The sequence below is a fragment of the Parashewanella tropica genome (genome assembly GCF_004358445.1).
GTDB classification, from domain to species: domain Bacteria; phylum Pseudomonadota; class Gammaproteobacteria; order Enterobacterales; family Shewanellaceae; genus Parashewanella; species Parashewanella tropica.
Map to the genome: position 1 here is coordinate 2,852,647 of NZ_CP037951.1, position 16,516 is coordinate 2,869,162.

Genomic DNA, 16,516 nt, shown 5'->3' on the forward strand with positions numbered 1-16,516 from the left:
GCAAATCCTCTGGTTTACTATTATGGGCAAGATAACATGCTATTAATGCGTAAACCAGAGTCGTAACTCGTAATCAACGAGGATGCTCATTTTTAACACCCTCGACGATCACAGCCTTCAATCCTTTGAAGTATTTTAAATCTATTGGACGAATTACTCGCCGTCGAAATCACACAATTTGTAGATTTCTAAATCAAGCGCTTCTAAACGCTGCTCACCACCAAGATCTGGCAATGAAATAACAAACGCAGCGTGCTTGGCTTCACCACCTAGCTCACGGATCAACTTAACGGTCGCTTCAATCGTACCACCAGTGGCTAGTAGATCATCAATCACTAATACTTTATCACCTTCAACGATAGCATCAGTGTGAATTTCTAGCGTATCTGTACCGTATTCTAGTTCATAATCTTGAGAGATGGTGGCGCGAGGAAGTTTACCTGGCTTACGAACGGGTACAAAACCAATACCTAGCTCAAGTGCTAAAGGAGCACCAAACAAGAAGCCACGAGCTTCTGTACCTACAACCTTGGTAAAGCCCATTGACTTGTATTTTTCTACCAGTAAGGCGATGGTAGCCTGATACGCTTTAGCGTCTTCAAGAAGACTAGTTACATCACGGAACATGATGCCCACTTTTGGATAATCAGGAATGGTTTTAATGCTTTGCTTTATATAGGCTAAGGTTTCAGTAGTCATAGCAACTTCACTTAAATTCTCTTTTGGTTGTTTCCATGAAACAAAATAAAAAAGCCCTATGCAATCATCTTATTATTTTTGCTTTTCGCAGAATAAGATTTTGAACAGGGCCTCAATTGCCGACAAATGTTAGTGTGGATCGATGTGTATTGCAACTCACCTCACTCAATATTAATCGGAATAGGTCACAAAATGAGTGATTATCGGTTATTTAACGCTCGGGCAGTGTCGGCAAACGCCACAGATAAGTCAGTAAGCACGTTGCCATAATCAATAACAAGCCTTTAACCCAAAGCAACGGAACGATAATAATGCTCACCATAAAGCTAAGAGCTGATAACACCAGTGCGCGCTTCTTAATGCTTTTCCTTAGCCCCTTGTGTTGCTGCCAGTCGGCTATCGCCTCTCTGAACCAAGGATGATTCAATAACCAATTATGCAGTCTTTGGCTTGAACGAGCAAAACAATACAAGGCGAATAAAATAAACGGCACAGTCGGCAGTAAGGGCAGAAAAATCCCTAAAACACCTAAAGCCACAGAGAGCAAACCTACGGCTGCAAATAATCCTCGTTTTAGCACCTTGTTTCCTTTTACTTTAATAAATGGACCAGCCAATATGCTTGGTCATAGATTCAAGAGCAGCACCACCTGCTAAAGAGTTACCCGCATCATTCAATGCTGGCGACCAGACACAAATCGAAAACTTACCCGGAACAATAGCAATAATGCCACCACCTACGCCACTTTTACCAGGCAGGCCTACTTTGTAAGCAAAGCTGCCCGCTTCATCATACATACCGCTAGTAGCCAAAAGCGAGTTTACTTGCCGAGTTTGGTTTTCAGTAAGCACCTGCTTTTTCAGAATATTACTGTACCCTCTATTGGCTAAAAAGTTTACCGCTTTCGCTAAATCGACACAGGACATGGTAATGGCACAATTACAAAAATAGCTGTAAAGCACATTTTCAACGTCGTTATTGAAATTACCGTATGATTTCATCAGATACGCCATCGCCGCATTTCGGGCTCGATATTCAAACTCAGAATCGGCAACTACTTTATCAATTTGAATACTTGGATTACCCGATAGCTTTTTTACAAACTCTCTTACCGCAATTCTTGGTGATGCAAAGTGGGTTTGGTTTACATCAGAAACCACCAGCGCACCCGCATTGATAAACGGATTTTTGGGAATACCATGTTCATACTCAAGCTGAACCAATGAATTAAATGGCAAACCTGAAGGCTCACGTCCTATCCGTGTCCATAATTCTTCTCCTTTCAACTCAAGAGCAAGAATTAAGTTAAACACTTTGGAAATACTTTGAATCGAAAATGGTTTATGAGCATCACCTAAGGTATCTATTGTGCCATCATTGCTGCAAATGGCGATTCCAAACTGGTTGGGATCAACATTAGCCAAAGCAGGAATATAGTCTGCAACCTTGCCTTTGCCAATTAAGGGAGTGACATCGTGATATATTTTTTCGAGTAAAGAATCCATGTAACGTCTAACCACTGTACATCATAGACAAAGGGGGAATTATAGCGGGAGCGCGGGGTTACTGCCTACTCTCATATTTTTTCGGGGGGCTAAATCACAAAAAAGCTCACGACATGCGTGAGCTTTTAGGTCTAGCCTTTCATTGCACTTACAAAATGCCTGACATCTTTAACCAAGTTAATGACGCTGGCAGTGTTGGTAATAACAACACACATAAGAAACCAATGAAGTGAAGAATATTAAATGGATCTTTAAACGGCTCGTTACTGCTCATAATGCTTCCCAGAATGCTTATTTTTATGATCTAGATCAATTTTTGCCGCATTCTACCTGTTAATCCTCCCCCCAAAAACCCACAGAAAGTAGGGTTTTATTTTTATCCATCAGAAGAAGGAAAGTTATCGAGTCATAACAATATCTTTTTCAGCCATTTGCCCTAATAACTGTAAACAACCTTGCTCAATACTTTCTGGTGACATTTGTGGGTAAATTTCCGAAAGCCAATTCACAAGCTCTGTGAAGTTGGTGGTTTCAGCTTGCTGAATATAGGAAAGCACCTGTGCAGTTAACGGTGTTAACGTAAGAAACTTTACTTGTTCTTCCAAGTCTCGATAAACACAGAAAAACGAAGGTACTTCTAACGGTTCTGTAGGCTGATAATCTTCGTCGATATGCTGAACATCATAGGAATATTGAGCGATTCGAGCAAAATCGGACAAACACAGTGGCAATTGTTGAATACTTTCAGATGCTAAGTGTTGAAGACTTCTTTGTGACTGAGCAATCGATACGACTAATTCAAGCCACTCATAATGAGCCAGCTCTAACATAAAAACGGGATCTCTGTCTTTCATCTGATATTCGGTTTGCAGAAAGACTAAAAACTCTTCGGCGATTTCAGCAAATATAGGAGTATGACAATCGTGATTGATAAAGAAATCTCGTACGATTTCATTCCAATCGTCTTCACTATATAAGGTTCGAAGAACTGGAAACCCATTGCTCACAAAACCGTGAACATTATTAAAAAATAAATCGCTATACACCTTCATCCGTTTTTCCGTCATACCTTCTGGTAACGGACGTGAAGGATCACGAATAAATGCCATAAATTCATTTTGCACATCGATAAACTGCATCATGCACTCCTTCTTTGCTCTGTCGTTGCTTGCTGAATGGCATGAATTTGATCTATTTCTTTAAGCAAGGTTTCGGTTGAAGGAATATTAAAGTCACGTTCTAGCAGTGTTGGGTGGACGCCATGAATGGCATAACACTCTTGCAGTAACTTCCACACAGGTTGAATAATATCAGCACCATGGGTATCAACAATAAGGTCGACATCTTCGACATAATGACCCGCCACATGCAAATATGCGATGCGCTCTGTTGGCATGTTTCTTAAAAAGGTTTTCGCGTCATAACCATGATTAATGGAGTTTACATAGATATTATTCACATCCAGTAGCAGTTTACAGTCGGCTTCATTGAGTACTGCGTTGACGAATTCCAGCTCAGTCATTTCAGAGCCAGGTGCAGCGTAGTAAGAAACATTTTCTAAAATAAAAGGACGCTCTGTAATGTCTTCAACTTGCTTAATACGAGCAGCCACGTGACGAACGGCTTCTTCTGTAAATGGGATAGGCATCAAGTCATACATATGTCCTGTGCCAGAACAATAGCTTAAGTGTTCAGAGTAAATATCGATATTATGGAGATCTAAGAAGCTTTTTACATTTTGAACAAACTGAGTGTCTAACGGCTCAGGGCTGCCAATTGAAAGCGATAAACCGTGACAATAAAAAGTGTGTTTTTCCGTGAGTTCACGGAACTGACGACCGAACTTCCCTCCCATTGTCATCCAATTTTCAGGTGCAACTTCAAAAAAGTTTATTTGCTCTGGGGTAGCCTCACAAAATTCGTCAAGCATTTCTCGACGAAGACCTAATCCCACTAAATTATGACTTTGTATAGACATCATCTCTTCCTTAGCACTATTTTGAATGCTCTTCATTCAGAATAATACTTTTTGAGAAAAATAAGGCCAGCAAATGCCGGCCTTGGGTAAACATTAGGGCGTGCCCTAGGATAGGTACAAGTTATTTAGTACCGCATTTACCTTCACCACATTTACCTTCGTGGGCTTTTTTGTCAGCTTTAGAACCGCACTTACCTTCGCCGCATTTACCTTCACCACATTTGCCTTCGTGGGCTTTCTTTTCAGCTTTGCCGCCGCACTTACCTTCACCACACTTGCCTTCGTGTGCTTTCTTATCAGCTTTAGTGCCGCATTTACCTTCGCCACATTTGCCTTCGTGCTGTTTCTTAGCATCAGAACCACCACACTTGCCTTCGCCGCACTTACCTTCGTGGGTTTTCTTTTCAGCTTTGCTGCCACATTTGCCAGTACCACACTTACCTTCATCAGCAGCTACAATTTGGTAACCTTGTTGAAGTTCTTCAAAGCCAAAAGTTCCAGCTTGACCAGCTTGAGCTGCAAAAGCAGAACCCATTACAACAGTACCTAGTGCAGCTGCAACTGCAGTCTTTTTAACAGAACTCATATCTCTTCCCTCTCTTAATAAAATTATAAAATCGTTGATACCAAAAGGTAACATAGCGGACTTGCGTAATATGACCTGATAGGTACCAATAGAATTTCATTTAATTTACTAAATTTTTCCAATCGAACAACTTGTAGCCTAATTCACAATCATAGAAATACAATGCTTTGAGTGCACATAAGTAATTATAGACAACTGAAATAGGAGCTATTCGACACCATAATTTATACCTACCTATATACATAAACTAAGGGTACAATTCAGCCCTGTTCCGCTTGTAGTATATGTTTAAGGCAACCTAGTGAGAGTAATTTTGGCCCCGATGGAAGGGGTAGTAGACGATTTGATGCGGGACATTTTATCCGCGATAAACCCCTACGACCTCATGGTAACTGAATTTGTTCGTGTTGTAGATCAATTATTGCCCGAAAAAGTATTCATTAAATTGTGTCCTGAGCTTTTGAACGGTGGCTATACCTCTTCGGGTACACCTGTAAAAATACAACTGTTGGGTCAAAACCCTGAAGTGTTAGCCAAAAATGCCTTAAGAGCCATTGAGTTAGGCTCTCATGGTGTAGACATCAACTTTGGTTGCCCGGCGAAAATTGTAAATCGCAATAAAGGTGGTGCGGTTTTATTAAATGAACCCAACTTAGTCCATGATATTGTCAAAGCGGTGCGTCAGGCCGTCCCACAAGAACATCCTGTAACAGCTAAAATTCGCCTAGGATTTGAAGATAAAAGCCAATATATGGAAAATTCGTTGGCTATTTATGAGGCAGGAGCAACTGAGCTTGCAGTACATGCAAGGAGTAAAGTTGATGGTTACAAACCACCCGCTTATTGGGAGTACATTGCCGATATCAATCAAAAGCTCCCAATACCTGTTATAGCCAATGGTGAAATTTGGAATAAACAAGATGCACTTCGTTGTATGGAGCAAACAGGTTGTACTGACGTAATGGTTGGACGAGGTGCCATTTCCCTTCCCAATTTAGCAGAAGAGATTAAAACCGATAATCCGGCTTATTCTTGGCCACAGGCATTAGACTTAATGCTGAAGTACAGTGAAAAGGAACTTGAAGGTCGTAAGTCTTGCTATTATCCTTCCCGTATTAAACAGTGGTTCAGCTATTTAAACCGTCAGTACCCTGAAGCTAAAGAGCTCTTTCGTACATTAAGAATTTTCAAAACCACTGAAGAAATTATCCAAGCATTGGAAACCGCAAAGCATGAACAAACGTCAAAAAATCAATAAGAAGATCGCCAAACGCGCTAAAGCCAAATCAAACAAGGTTAAGTGTGGCGGCGAAAACAATTCTAAAAAGCCACGCTACATTTCTAAAGCTGAGCGTGCCAAGCTTGAAGCGGAACAACAAGCTGACACAGCCATAGCTAACGACGACAATCAGGTTGAGGCTCAGCCTGAGGTGTAGTGCCTTCTTCTTCGCATAGCTGCCCCATTTGAGTACAGGAAGATGATAATGGGTTAGCTGAGCTTGTCATTACCTCTGTATCATCTTCTTCAACCGTTTGCTCTTTTTCAACATTGTTGATGTGACGATAAGCTACCCAAACCGCTATTAAGGCAAAAATAGCACCACCAACAACTTGTCCAACGAGTACACCTCCAACACCCCAGAAGTGAGCCCCTACATAAACAAACGGAATAGTACCAAGTGTTGCCTTACCTATATTAAAAAAGGTGGAATACTTAGGTTTACCCAAGTTATTAAACGAAGCATTTGCCACAAACAAAGCTCCGTTAAATACGAAACTTACGGCAATAAATGAGCAGAAGAAACTCACTAACTCAGCGCTGTCCCCACCCAGCTTAAAGCCGACAATCACATAATCTTGCAACAGAAATACTAAAATCGACACTGCCAGAATATACACAAAACTGAATTGCAACGCATTGGTGAGTGCCTGCCTTACTCTATCAAACTTTTTTGCGCCAAAATTTTGTCCAACGATTGGTCCTATTGCTCCAGATAGCGCAAAAATCATCCCAAATGCAACCGGAATAATCCGTCCGATAACCGCCCAGCCAGCAACATAAGCATCACCAAACTCTGCAACCGCTTTTGTCACATAACCATTACCGATTGGCGTTGCGACATTGGTTAGCATAGCGGGGCCAGCGATGGCAAAAATAGGAGCAAAATCTTTTTTAAGTTCAGGAATAGTAAGATGAGTTCCGAGCTGGTGTTTAACAAACACACCTCGGTAAGAAATCGCTAATACCGCAATTCGCGCCATAACCGAAGCCACTGCTGCACCTTCAATACCCATGCCCAATGCAAAGATGAAGATAGGATCTAATATCGCATTAACTAAACCACCAGCAATTGTAGACATCATAGAAAGTTTGGCATCACCAACAGCGCGCAATGCGGCACCTAATGCCATAGCTAAACATATGATTGGCATTGACGGGATCAATATGTACAAATAGCTTTCAGCAAGTTCAGCTGTTCTGCCTTTTGCCCCAATAAGAGAAACCAAATCGGGGATCAAAAAGGTTACTATCACAGTAATAATCAAACTGGTTATGACGGTAATGGCTGACGCACTCATCATTAATCGCTTGGCATCATCCTTACGTTTTGCACCAAGCGCCTTTGATACGGTTGCGCCCATAGCTATCGCCAGCCCAATACCTATTGAAGTGGTGAAAAAGGTAATAGTACCGGCATAGCCTACAGCTGCCGCTAACTCTTGTTCACCCAATAAACTTAAAAAATAAATATCTAATAAATCGACTAAAAATAGTGTAGAAATACCAATGGTAGCCGTGGACGTCATCACCCAGATGTGACGCATGATTGAGCCTTCCACAAACTTTGCTTGTGACATTTTCAGTCCTCTTTAAATCTCTTGCAATTCTGCACCACAGTTATAACAGTAGTGAGCTTTGGTTTCATGACCGGTGGTGGAACAATTACTGCAACTGCGTAAATCTCTGTGCTTACCGATTTCTTGAGATATTTCAGCCGTCAGAATGCCCGTTGGAATAGCAATGATGGAATACCCTAATAACATGGTAAATGCCGCAATCCCTTTACCAAGGTGAGTATGAGGCGTGATATCACCATAGCCTACCGTAGTAATGGTCACAACCGTCCAGTAAATCGATGTGGGGATAGAAGTAAAACCATTCTCAGGCCCTTCAACCTCGTACATGATTGCACCAAGCACTAGAATGATTAAGCTCACCGAAAAGAAAAACACAAAAATTTTGCGTGACGACTGTAGCATAGCCCTAAGTAAAAGGTTGCCTTCACTTAGGTAACGAATCAACTTTAAAACTCGAAACACTCTAAATAAACGCAATACTCTGATAACTAAAGTAAAGCTTGCGCCAGGGAAAATAAGCATTAAATAACTTGGTAAAATCGAAAGTAAATCCACTACACCGTAAAAACTTCTGAAATAAGACCATCGATTCGAACTGCAATACAGGCGTAAGCCATACTCAATAGTAAAAGCGACAGTGAAGCCCCATTCTAAAATGCGAAATAATTCACCATATTGCTGATTTACGGCATCTATCGTATCAAGGAGTAATAAGGAAACACTGGCAATAATGCAGACAATTAAACCGATATCAAATACCCTGCCAGCAAAAGTATCAGTGCCAAATATGACTTTTCGTAACGTTAATTGAAGATCTGAACTCTCGGTCTGTTTATTTTCCATAACCTAATGACGAACTTGTGCGGATTAAGAGATAATACCATTAATATTTTACTATTTCGTAGCTACTTATGTTCGCCACATTAATGACACATGATTGGAATGATTTTTGTCGCAAGATCCTTAAATTTACACAAGAACTTGGCTTATCCGATCTAAACTTGGAATGTGATCACACTGCCATTAGAGTCAATTCCGTTGCTTTGGGTGATCAACTTAGAAACTTTTTCTCTGATAAAGGAACGATAATCTCAGAAAACGTCATTAACGGCCGCCCTATACTGATCATAAAACTGGATGAGCCTTTGATGTTAGGTACATTATCAGTACCTTGTATTGAATTACCCTATCCTAGTGGCAAAGCGTATCCGCAGGAAGGCTGGGAACATATAGAACTGGTGATCCCTAGCAAAGCACAAAGTTGCGAACAACTGGTCGAAGATGTTTTATTTCTTGCTCCGCAACTGGCTCCTCATTTAAACAATGAAACCAAAGTAAAAGTAAAACTCAGTAGCCCTAGTGGCGAGCACGAACGCCTACCTAACCCAACCATTGCATTCAAAAAAGATAACATTTGTATTAAGTTGCATCCTTATTCAATTCAAGACATTATTGAGAGTGAACAACACGATAACTGATGTTTCCACATATCTCACTTATGAATAATGTGAACTAGGTGTGAGGAAAAATTCGGGCTTTGGGTTTAATTTAAAATGTTGAGAGGGTGACGATGAAGCACGTAAAGCATGAAGCGCAACTCCTTAAAAAAGCATTAGAAGTAGGCGAAGGCTACGCCGCAAAACGAGGTTTTAAGCCATTAGACTCCAGTATTTCTGACAAATATAAAGTGGAATGTATTTATCGTCTGCTCGTAGAAGATAAACTCATTCAAGCTTTAGCAAAAGACAAAGAAGACGGTCCAAATATGAAGCACAAATTAGTGCTGTGGATCAAACGCCAACTGCCAGACGATCACCCGTTGTTAAATTAAAACCTTAAGGGCATGAACTTGTGAGTTTGATTCATGCCCTCAGCTTAAACGCCCTAGACCGAGCAAATTTAACTAATGTCCAATTCCGTTATTTCATTTTCTCTATAATGCTCTTTGATCTCTTTAAACTCTTCAAGTGATGCTAAAAAAGGTTTCACAACATCAGGGTCAAAATGCACATTAGCTTCATCACGAATAAGGGCAATGGCTTTTTCCATTGGCCATGCTTTTTTATAAACTCGCTCACAAGTCAGAGCATCAAACACATCCGCAACAGCAACAATACGTGCTGACAAGGGTATTTTTGTACCTTTGATTTGGTAAGGATAACCCGTTCCATTCCATTTTTCATGATGATAGAGCGCGATATCTCTCGCCATTTTCATTAGAGGTGAATGATCATCCCCGAGTATTTTCCCACCAGACTCAGGGTGAAGTTTCATAAGTTCCCATTCAGATAAATCAAGCTTCCCAGGCTTTTTAAGGACATTATCAGGTACAGATATTTTACCAATATCGTGCATAGGAGCAGCTTTAACTAGTAACGTTCTCCACTCTGCTGTAGTAGGTAATTTTTCAGCCAGAACTCTTGAATATTCACTGATACGCTGAATATGTGCAGCCGTGTCATTGTCCTTATATTCAGCAGCAACACCTAATCTAGAGATAATTTCGTCTCTTGACTCACGAATTGCTTGAGTCGCCTTTCTTCCCACAAAAAGAGTAAACACGAGGATGTTAATCATAAAAAAAGTCATAATAACTAAAACAACAACAATGCCATTTTTGAGTTCGTTATTACTTCTCAAGACTTCATCTTTACCAATCATTGCCGCGATACCATAACCTAACTTAGGCTGCCACTCAGCAAGTATAAAATTCTGCTGCCCACCTTTAGATTGAGCAATATGTAAGTTAGAGCTTGATTCATTTTGAGTTGCTATCGTCTCCAATAATAAAGCTGTCTTGTGATCAATCTCGGTACTGTGTGCTTTTCCTTGTGCGATCACTTCTCCACGATGATTAAATATAAACAGCCCACCGCTACTACCAAAATGGTAGTTGTCTAAGTTTTTATAAGCGACTTCTTCATTACTTAACTCATCAATAGATATTGCGACGATTTTGTTGCTCTTTTTATTAAAAATCGGCGCTAATGAATATACTTTGTATACTCTTTTTTTATGCTCACTTTCTACAGCTAGTGGCATTGTTGTGATGTATTGACCGTTTAGTGCCCTTTTAAAATTTGAGTTCATTGACTCAGAATAAGCCTGCTTAGGAATGGCATTTCCCATACTAAATAGCTTCTTTCCTTCTGGGGATAGAATAAGTTTTCCAGTCCCAGCTCCAAACTTCTCGTACCTGCCAAAGAAGGTTTTTAGCTCACGGTTGATATTGGTTTCAATGGCATCACCAGACAATAGTGGCGCAAGTAAACTCTGAAATTTATCTTTTGCCGCAATATGGAAAAACACGCCTTGCCGAATATCATTAACTGATTTTATATCAAGTACTAACGAGCCGATGACTTGCTTTAAATTAGCCGTTTCGCGTTCTAATATTTCCCTTTTATTAGCACTGACTAGGCTATAAGAACCAATAGTCGCAATTGCAACTAGCATTGCTAGTAGTATCAACATCCCCATCGTAAACTTACTTGATTCGAACGTAGCGTTTCCATCAAGTTTCGAGCTATACCGATATAGATATCGAGATAATAAAAACAAACTGCATAGCAATCCTAAAATGATCACTGACATAACTATCGAATTTTGACTATTTATCTCCCCAGCCCATGATTGAGGGGAGAAAAATAGCAATAGGAAAATTTGGCAAACTAGTAGTAAAAATTTTTTCATTGTGGACTTAAAGGAAAATAAAACAATCGAGCCATTTGGAATTAAAGGTTAAGCAAGCCTTTTACGGAGCGATATATTGTATGATTAATAACAAAAATTAGACGTGACCAAACTCACGATTCAGGAAAATCTATGCATTGACTCACTTCAAGAGCTTTCCATTGATGGAAAGGTTTACAAGTTCATAAGAGCTCCACACTCCAGCATCTTTCACTATTACAAGCTTTTATTTAGCTCTAAAATCTTTAGGAAAACTTACCAAGAGGCTAGAATAACCATATTCTTTCTCATTTCTGTAAATCTAAAATGATAAACAAACACCTACTTGCAGTTTTACTGCTCTGTTTCTCTTCTACTTCAGTCGCTAAAGAGAACCCTTCAATTTATTCAGTAATACAATCAAGGCTCAGTCTTTGCCACGATGTAGCCACTTACAAAATCCATAACAAAATTGCGGTTGAGAACAAAAAACAAGAGGAGATCGTATTATCAAAAGCAGTGAAGTCTGCAAAACAATTTGCTTTAAGGCCTGAACCAGTCATCAAATTTACCCAAGCACTGATGGAATCTTGCAAACAAATTCAACGAGCTGACTTTAACCGTAATCAATCACAACAAATTGAAGTTCCCCCTCTTAAAAAAATTAGAGAAGAACTCGCCAAGCATAATAAAAGACTATTTACATTATTGGCTACACAGCTACAGGCCCCATCTCAATTAACAAATCTTGATTACTCAACATTTTCCAACACTTTATCTACATTACCTTTAAATAAAGTGCAAAAGCGGGATTTGTTTGAGACAATGAAAAAAATTCAATTAGAAAAATAAAAAAATTAATGAATATTAACATCACCTTACTACCCTATCTTTTAATTTTCACAAGCTTAATTCCAGCGCTATTGGCTATACGTCTGGCTAAAAAGCAAAAGCGCTCCGCGATGACATCAGGAGCAGTTACATTTGCATTTGGCTTTACTTGGATTGGTGGCTGGCTTTATTTGGCAGTAATGAATTTCCTGCCTCCTAAACGCGTTGAGAAATAGTAACATTCCACAAATTAGAATCATTCTTCTGTACAAAGACGTTTCAATTCTAAATTAGAAGTAAATCCGCTTTCATCAGAATCAAAATCACCTTAACTTATAAATAAATGAATTAAGGTGATTTTATTATGGCTGTCTATCAAACAGACCCAAACCCATCTTCTTCTGACTCTGTATTCAGTGATGAATCAAGCCCAAATAACGATAAATATCACCAAGAAGTTAGTGCGCAAACCCAATACACCAATGATACTCCCAAACCTCTTGGAACCGATGCAATTCACGATATGCCCCGAGAGTATGAACTGAACCCTTTGACTTTTTCGGAAGTTCAAGAAAGCCAGCTACAATTTTTCGGCTTAGAGTATGCGAGGTATATCGAGGGACGCATAAATGAAGGAAGTTTAGTTAAATTGGAATTTGAATGCGGCACCACCTTAATTGGTGGTCATAGACAAAATACAACATTAAAAACGTTTAGATTTACAAAACTTGATGATGAAAGCCACCAAACCGTATCTATCATCCAGTTTTTATGTATTCATCGTACCACAGAGAATCGATATTCCAGAGCCGTTGAATGTGCCTATCGAGAGTTTAAATCTCCTGTAACCAACCCATTACCCTACCAAACAACATTAGATAAAACAGAAAAGACCATCCCAAATTTAAAAACTGGGTACTTTACGTTCGATAAGCTTTTAGAAGATATTGCACAAGAAGAGTTACCAAAAAAACCTGTATTTATCCTCGAGGGAGATGCATTTCTGTATAAAGAAACCGTCTCAGATACGTCAAACAGAAAAGCCACCCACTATATCTTGCGTCATGAACCTGAGCTACTTTTTACTCGATTGAACAGCCTTTCTTCAGCTGCACGTTTTATTTTAATTTCGGATTCTGGAAGTATGCTTAGCGATCAATTATTCCAATCCAAAAGAGAAAAATGCCTGCCACATATAACCTGCGAAGTAAGTAAAGGACAACTTTCAGAACTAGAGCAACATCTATTCAAAAGCTCAGAACCAGAGTCAGTATACGTTATTGGACTTGATACTTTCACGATAGAACAAATCAACCACCAATGCCAAAGCCAACAAGTTGAAGTTAAGGGCAACTTTCAATTGCTGACTCATCTTGCAGAAAAACACAAATGGCTCGCCGTTAACAATGGATTCCCTTCAGTGGAAGCGTTATATCATCAACACCCTGAGCTACATGAATCACTGCAGCTATTCAACCGTTCTAGAGATAAAGTGTTTGAATGTTATAAACCAAAAGATGAGTCAAACACTTAAGCGTACTTGCAAATAACATTCTTCCTCTCGTTATTTCCCTACCCAATTGTTAAAAGTAACAAGCTTTGTTACACAATATTCTGCTCAAGCGTAGAATTTGAGTTAAAAAATATGGTAAATACACTACCCAATAATATGATCTTAGCCATACAGGCATGAGGTCTTAACTCAATGTTGTCCTGATTTGCTTAAGGCAGATTACAGGTTGAGCAATACAATAACATTCTGGGGATACCAAAATGAAAGGAACTATCAAACCGTTAGTAGGCGCTATTACACTAGCATTAGCGTTAACAGCTTGTAATAGCACAGAAACCAAAACTTCTGCACCTTCTACAACTCAAACGGCTGAGCAAATCATTAAACAGAACGCCACTAACCCGTTCTTCAAGCCTTACAACACGATTCACGGCATACCTGATTTCGCAGCAATTAAAGCGGAGCACTACCTACCTGCGTTTAAAGCGGGGATTGCTCAACAACGCGCAGAAATGCAAGCCATTGTTGATAACCCAGAAAAGCCAACGTTTGCCAACACCATTGAAGCAATGGAGTTCTCAGGAAACCTTGTCACTAAAGTAGCCAACGTTTTCTATAACCTAACAGGTGCCGATACCACGCCTGAGCTGCAAAAAATCAGCAAACAAGTATCGCCTATGCTTTCCTCATTAAGTGATGACATTTACTTAAATGACAAGCTATTCCAAAAAGTAAAAGCAGTATACGAGCAACGTAACTCACTAAATCTAACTACTGCACAAAAAATCCTACTGGAAGATACATACAAGTCATTCTCTCGTGGCGGTGCAAACCTTAACGAAGCTGACAAAGCTAAGCTTCGTGAGTTGAATGCGAAAATCGGCAAGCTAAACCTTCAATTTGGTGACAACTTACTTGCTGAAACGAACAGCTTTGAACTTGTAATCGAAAATGAAAAAGATCTTGCAGGTCTTCCAAAAGACGTGATTGCAAGTGCCGCTGGTGTAGCAACAAAGCGTGGACATGAAGGCAAGTGGGTATTCACTACTTCTCGCCCATCTTTCACCCCTTTCTTAACTTATGCTGATAACCGTGAACTACGTGAAAAAATGTACAAAGGTTATATTGAGCGTGGTAACAACGGCAATGCAAACGACAATAAGCAAGTTCTCGCAAAAATTGCAGCCCTTCGTGCTGAGCGTGCAAAGCTATTAGGCTACGAAACTCATGCTCACTATGTACTTGAAGAGCGTACAGCGAAGACCCCTGAAAATGTTTATAAGCTATTAAACCGCGTATGGCCTGCTGCACTTTCTCGTGCAGAAGCAGAAGCGGCTGATATGCAAGCGATGATCGACAAAGACGGCGGTAAATTCAAGCTAGCGGCATGGGATTGGTGGTACTACGCTGATAAAATTCGTGTTGCTAAATACAGCTTTAACGAGCAACAAACTCGTCCTTACTTCTCACTAGAAAACACAATTCAAGGCGTTTTCTACACTGCAAACCGTCTATTTGGTATTACAGCTAAAGAACGTACTGATTTACCAAAATACAATGACGAAGTTCGTACTTGGGAAATCTATGACAAAGAAGGCAAGCTGATTGCTGTCTTCATGGGTGATTACTTCGTCCGTGACAGCAAGCGTGGCGGTGCATGGATGAACTCATACCGTAAGCAATACAACATGAATGGCGTTGAGTCTCTGCCAATCATCGTTAACGTATTAAACTACCCTCGCCCAGCTGAAGGTGAGCCTGCACTGCTGACCTTTGACGAAGCAAGCACCCTGTTCCATGAATTTGGTCATGCGCTGCACGGTATTCTTTCAAACGTTAAGTACCGTTCACAAGCGGGTACTGCAGTACCACGCGATTATGTTGAGTTCCCGTCACAAGTAATGGAAAACTGGATGACTCAACCAGAAGTTCTTGCTCAATTTGCTAAACACTACAAAACAGGCAAAGTGATCCCACAGGAGCTAGTTAAAAAGATCCAAGCGGCGAGCAAATTCAACCAAGGTTTCGCGACCGTTGAATACATGGCTGCAACACTGCTTGATTTAGATTGGCATACTCTAAAAGATTCAAAAGTTCGTGATGCTGCGAAATTTGAAGCTGAATCCGTTAAGAAGATGGGCTTAATGAAAGAAATCGCACCGCGTTATCGCAGTACTTATTTCTCTCACATTTTCGCAGGCGGATACAGCGCGGGTTATTACAGCTACATTTGGTCTGACATTCTAGGTGCTGACGCATTCGAAGCCTTCAAAGAAAACGGCATTTTCGATAAAGCAACGGCTGAAGCATTCCAGAACAATGTTCTATCGCAAGGCGGTAGTGAAGATCCGATGAAGCTTTACAAAAACTTCCGTGGTAAAGAAGCTGGTATTGAGCCACTGCTTCGTAGCCGTGGTTTATTAAAAGACTAACAAACCTTTACAATTACCTCATGCAATTTTGCATGAGGTAATTTAATCATTTCTTTTACTTTTTCGGCTGTTTTAGGATTGGCTCTGCAAGGCTTTTATAGTCTCCCAATACCGCATCTTCGACCTTCTTCTTACAACAATATTTATAACAACCACAGGTTAGACAGTTTAATCTAGACTCGGTTTGATCTTTCTCTTTTAGTCCCTCTTTTACCCTTCCTGCGGCTTTTATTCCTTTTGATAAATTATCTTTGGTCATAAATCCTTTAATGTCATTAGGATCGACATTTTTCTTACAACAGCTAAAGCAGCAACACGCTATGTTCGCAAAGCAACTCTTACTTTCCTTTGTTTCAGGTCGTGGATTACATAACCCAGTTACCCAACTACAAATACCGGCGCACATTGACATAAGAAACCACACTGAATAGAAGAGAAGTT

19 protein-coding genes are annotated in these 16,516 nt (G+C 40.0%); 8 read left to right on the top strand and 11 right to left on the bottom strand.

The features are described 5' to 3' along the window. Positions 1 to 153: 153 nt before the first annotated feature. The 7 genes from apt to E2H97_RS12585 all read right to left on the bottom strand — a co-directional run bounded on the left by apt (position 154) and on the right by E2H97_RS12585 (position 4,768). Positions 154 to 699 (bottom strand): adenine phosphoribosyltransferase, encoded by a 546-nt coding sequence (gene apt, locus E2H97_RS12560; RefSeq protein WP_133407452.1) that lies wholly within the window; start codon positions 697 to 699, stop codon positions 154 to 156. Between the two features lie 211 nt (positions 700 to 910). Then, the gene (locus E2H97_RS12565) at positions 911 to 1,279 is read right to left on the bottom strand and encodes a YbaN family protein (protein ID WP_133407453.1); all 369 of its coding nucleotides are present in this window, start codon (positions 1,277 to 1,279) and stop codon (positions 911 to 913) included. 16 nt (positions 1,280 to 1,295) lie between these two features. Further along, the gene (gene glsB, locus E2H97_RS12570) at positions 1,296 to 2,204 is read right to left on the bottom strand and encodes a glutaminase B (RefSeq protein ID WP_133407454.1); all 909 of its coding nucleotides are present in this window, start codon (positions 2,202 to 2,204) and stop codon (positions 1,296 to 1,298) included. Between the two features lie 148 nt (positions 2,205 to 2,352). Beyond that, entirely contained in the window at positions 2,353 to 2,478 is a 126-nt protein-coding gene (locus tag E2H97_RS19065) for a hypothetical protein (protein WP_281279914.1), read from the bottom strand. A 124-nt stretch (positions 2,479 to 2,602) separates the two neighbouring features. Further along, positions 2,603 to 3,343 (bottom strand): HvfC family RiPP maturation protein, encoded by a 741-nt coding sequence (locus E2H97_RS12575; protein ID WP_133408644.1) that lies wholly within the window; start codon positions 3,341 to 3,343, stop codon positions 2,603 to 2,605. Then, on the bottom strand, positions 3,343 to 4,182 hold the full coding sequence (locus tag E2H97_RS12580) for an HvfB family MNIO-type RiPP peptide maturase (protein ID WP_133408645.1): 840 nt from the start codon (positions 4,180 to 4,182) through the stop codon (positions 3,343 to 3,345). The genes E2H97_RS12575 and E2H97_RS12580 overlap by 1 nt, the downstream gene beginning before the upstream one ends. 121 nt (positions 4,183 to 4,303) lie before the next feature. After that, a complete protein-coding gene (locus E2H97_RS12585) occupies positions 4,304 to 4,768 on the bottom strand; it encodes an HvfA family oxazolone/thioamide-modified RiPP metallophore (protein WP_133407455.1) in 465 nt (154 codons plus the stop codon). 301 nt (positions 4,769 to 5,069) lie between these two features. On the opposite strand from E2H97_RS12585, the gene E2H97_RS12590 reads away from it, so the two are divergent. After that, positions 5,070 to 6,026: a tRNA-dihydrouridine synthase gene (locus E2H97_RS12590; RefSeq protein WP_133407456.1), complete on the top strand. Its 957-nt coding sequence runs from the start codon at positions 5,070 to 5,072 to the stop codon at positions 6,024 to 6,026. Next, on the top strand, positions 6,001 to 6,204 hold the full coding sequence (locus E2H97_RS12595; RefSeq protein WP_133407457.1) for a DUF2986 domain-containing protein: 204 nt from the start codon (positions 6,001 to 6,003) through the stop codon (positions 6,202 to 6,204). The genes E2H97_RS12590 and E2H97_RS12595 overlap by 26 nt, the downstream gene beginning before the upstream one ends. Here the strand turns inward: E2H97_RS12595 and E2H97_RS12600 are convergent. Then, positions 6,164 to 7,627 (bottom strand): MATE family efflux transporter, encoded by a 1,464-nt coding sequence (locus tag E2H97_RS12600; RefSeq protein WP_133407458.1) that lies wholly within the window; start codon positions 7,625 to 7,627, stop codon positions 6,164 to 6,166. The genes E2H97_RS12595 and E2H97_RS12600 overlap by 41 nt on opposite strands. A gap of 12 nt (positions 7,628 to 7,639) precedes the next feature. Next, a complete protein-coding gene (locus E2H97_RS12605; RefSeq protein ID WP_133407459.1) occupies positions 7,640 to 8,470 on the bottom strand; it encodes an ion transporter in 831 nt (276 codons plus the stop codon). A 68-nt stretch (positions 8,471 to 8,538) separates the two neighbouring features. Here E2H97_RS12605 and E2H97_RS12610 point away from each other — a divergent pair, with 68 nt between their 5' ends. Both E2H97_RS12610 and E2H97_RS12615 read left to right on the top strand, forming a co-directional pair. Next, a complete protein-coding gene (locus E2H97_RS12610; RefSeq protein ID WP_133407460.1) occupies positions 8,539 to 9,105 on the top strand; it encodes a VOC family protein in 567 nt (188 codons plus the stop codon). A 92-nt stretch (positions 9,106 to 9,197) separates the two neighbouring features. Continuing rightward, positions 9,198 to 9,458, top strand: coding sequence for a DUF5062 family protein (locus tag E2H97_RS12615; RefSeq protein WP_133407461.1), 261 nt, complete (start codon positions 9,198 to 9,200; stop codon positions 9,456 to 9,458). A 68-nt stretch (positions 9,459 to 9,526) separates the two neighbouring features. On the opposite strand, the gene E2H97_RS12620 is transcribed toward E2H97_RS12615, so the two are convergent. Then, positions 9,527 to 11,221, bottom strand: a complete 1,695-nt coding sequence (locus E2H97_RS12620) for an HD domain-containing phosphohydrolase (RefSeq protein ID WP_170308301.1) — start codon at positions 11,219 to 11,221, stop codon at positions 9,527 to 9,529. Between the two features lie 405 nt (positions 11,222 to 11,626). On the opposite strand from E2H97_RS12620, the gene E2H97_RS12625 reads away from it, so the two are divergent. The 4 genes from E2H97_RS12625 to E2H97_RS12640 all read left to right on the top strand — a co-directional run bounded on the left by E2H97_RS12625 (position 11,627) and on the right by E2H97_RS12640 (position 16,075). Then, entirely contained in the window at positions 11,627 to 12,151 is a 525-nt protein-coding gene (locus E2H97_RS12625; protein ID WP_133407463.1) for a chorismate mutase, read from the top strand. An 8-nt stretch (positions 12,152 to 12,159) separates the two neighbouring features. Continuing rightward, positions 12,160 to 12,366 carry a hypothetical protein gene (locus tag E2H97_RS12630; protein ID WP_133407464.1) on the top strand — a complete coding sequence of 69 codons (207 nt, stop codon included), beginning with the start codon at positions 12,160 to 12,162 and terminating at the stop codon, positions 12,364 to 12,366. 128 nt (positions 12,367 to 12,494) lie between these two features. After that, positions 12,495 to 13,664, top strand: a complete 1,170-nt coding sequence (locus E2H97_RS12635; protein WP_133407465.1) for a hypothetical protein — start codon at positions 12,495 to 12,497, stop codon at positions 13,662 to 13,664. A 239-nt stretch (positions 13,665 to 13,903) separates the two neighbouring features. Further along, positions 13,904 to 16,075, top strand: coding sequence for a M3 family metallopeptidase (locus E2H97_RS12640; protein WP_133407466.1), 2,172 nt, complete (start codon positions 13,904 to 13,906; stop codon positions 16,073 to 16,075). Between the two features lie 55 nt (positions 16,076 to 16,130). Here E2H97_RS12640 and E2H97_RS12645 read toward each other — a convergent pair whose 3' ends face one another. Beyond that, on the bottom strand, positions 16,131 to 16,334 hold the full coding sequence (locus E2H97_RS12645) for a hypothetical protein (protein WP_133407467.1): 204 nt from the start codon (positions 16,332 to 16,334) through the stop codon (positions 16,131 to 16,133). Positions 16,335 to 16,516 lie beyond the last annotated feature (182 nt).

Bases quoted from the DNA above. Each gene is read 5' to 3' on its own strand.
- E2H97_RS19065 (WP_281279914.1), bottom strand. From the start codon at position 2,478: ATGAGCAGTAACGAGCCGTTTAAAGATCCATTTAATATTCTTCACTTC.
- E2H97_RS12610 (WP_133407460.1), top strand. From the start codon at position 8,539: ATGTTCGCCACATTAATGACACATGATTGGAATGATTTTTGTCGCAAG.
- E2H97_RS12600 (WP_133407458.1), bottom strand. From the start codon at position 7,627: ATGTCACAAGCAAAGTTTGTGGAAGGCTCAATCATGCGTCACATCTGG.
- E2H97_RS12605 (WP_133407459.1), bottom strand. From the start codon at position 8,470: ATGGAAAATAAACAGACCGAGAGTTCAGATCTTCAATTAACGTTACGA.
- E2H97_RS12585 (WP_133407455.1), bottom strand. From the start codon at position 4,768: ATGAGTTCTGTTAAAAAGACTGCAGTTGCAGCTGCACTAGGTACTGTT.
- E2H97_RS12625 (WP_133407463.1), top strand. From the start codon at position 11,627: ATGATAAACAAACACCTACTTGCAGTTTTACTGCTCTGTTTCTCTTCT.
- apt (WP_133407452.1), bottom strand. From the start codon at position 699: ATGACTACTGAAACCTTAGCCTATATAAAGCAAAGCATTAAAACCATT.
- glsB (WP_133407454.1), bottom strand. From the start codon at position 2,204: ATGGATTCTTTACTCGAAAAAATATATCACGATGTCACTCCCTTAATT.
- E2H97_RS12645 (WP_133407467.1), bottom strand. From the start codon at position 16,334: ATGACCAAAGATAATTTATCAAAAGGAATAAAAGCCGCAGGAAGGGTA.
- E2H97_RS12630 (WP_133407464.1), top strand. From the start codon at position 12,160: ATGAATATTAACATCACCTTACTACCCTATCTTTTAATTTTCACAAGC.
- E2H97_RS12620 (WP_170308301.1), bottom strand. From the start codon at position 11,221: ATGTCAGTGATCATTTTAGGATTGCTATGCAGTTTGTTTTTATTATCT.
- E2H97_RS12615 (WP_133407461.1), top strand. From the start codon at position 9,198: ATGAAGCACGTAAAGCATGAAGCGCAACTCCTTAAAAAAGCATTAGAA.
- E2H97_RS12580 (WP_133408645.1), bottom strand. From the start codon at position 4,182: ATGTCTATACAAAGTCATAATTTAGTGGGATTAGGTCTTCGTCGAGAA.
- E2H97_RS12595 (WP_133407457.1), top strand. From the start codon at position 6,001: ATGAACAAACGTCAAAAAATCAATAAGAAGATCGCCAAACGCGCTAAA.
- E2H97_RS12640 (WP_133407466.1), top strand. From the start codon at position 13,904: ATGAAAGGAACTATCAAACCGTTAGTAGGCGCTATTACACTAGCATTA.
- E2H97_RS12575 (WP_133408644.1), bottom strand. From the start codon at position 3,343: ATGCAGTTTATCGATGTGCAAAATGAATTTATGGCATTTATTCGTGAT.
- E2H97_RS12635 (WP_133407465.1), top strand. From the start codon at position 12,495: ATGGCTGTCTATCAAACAGACCCAAACCCATCTTCTTCTGACTCTGTA.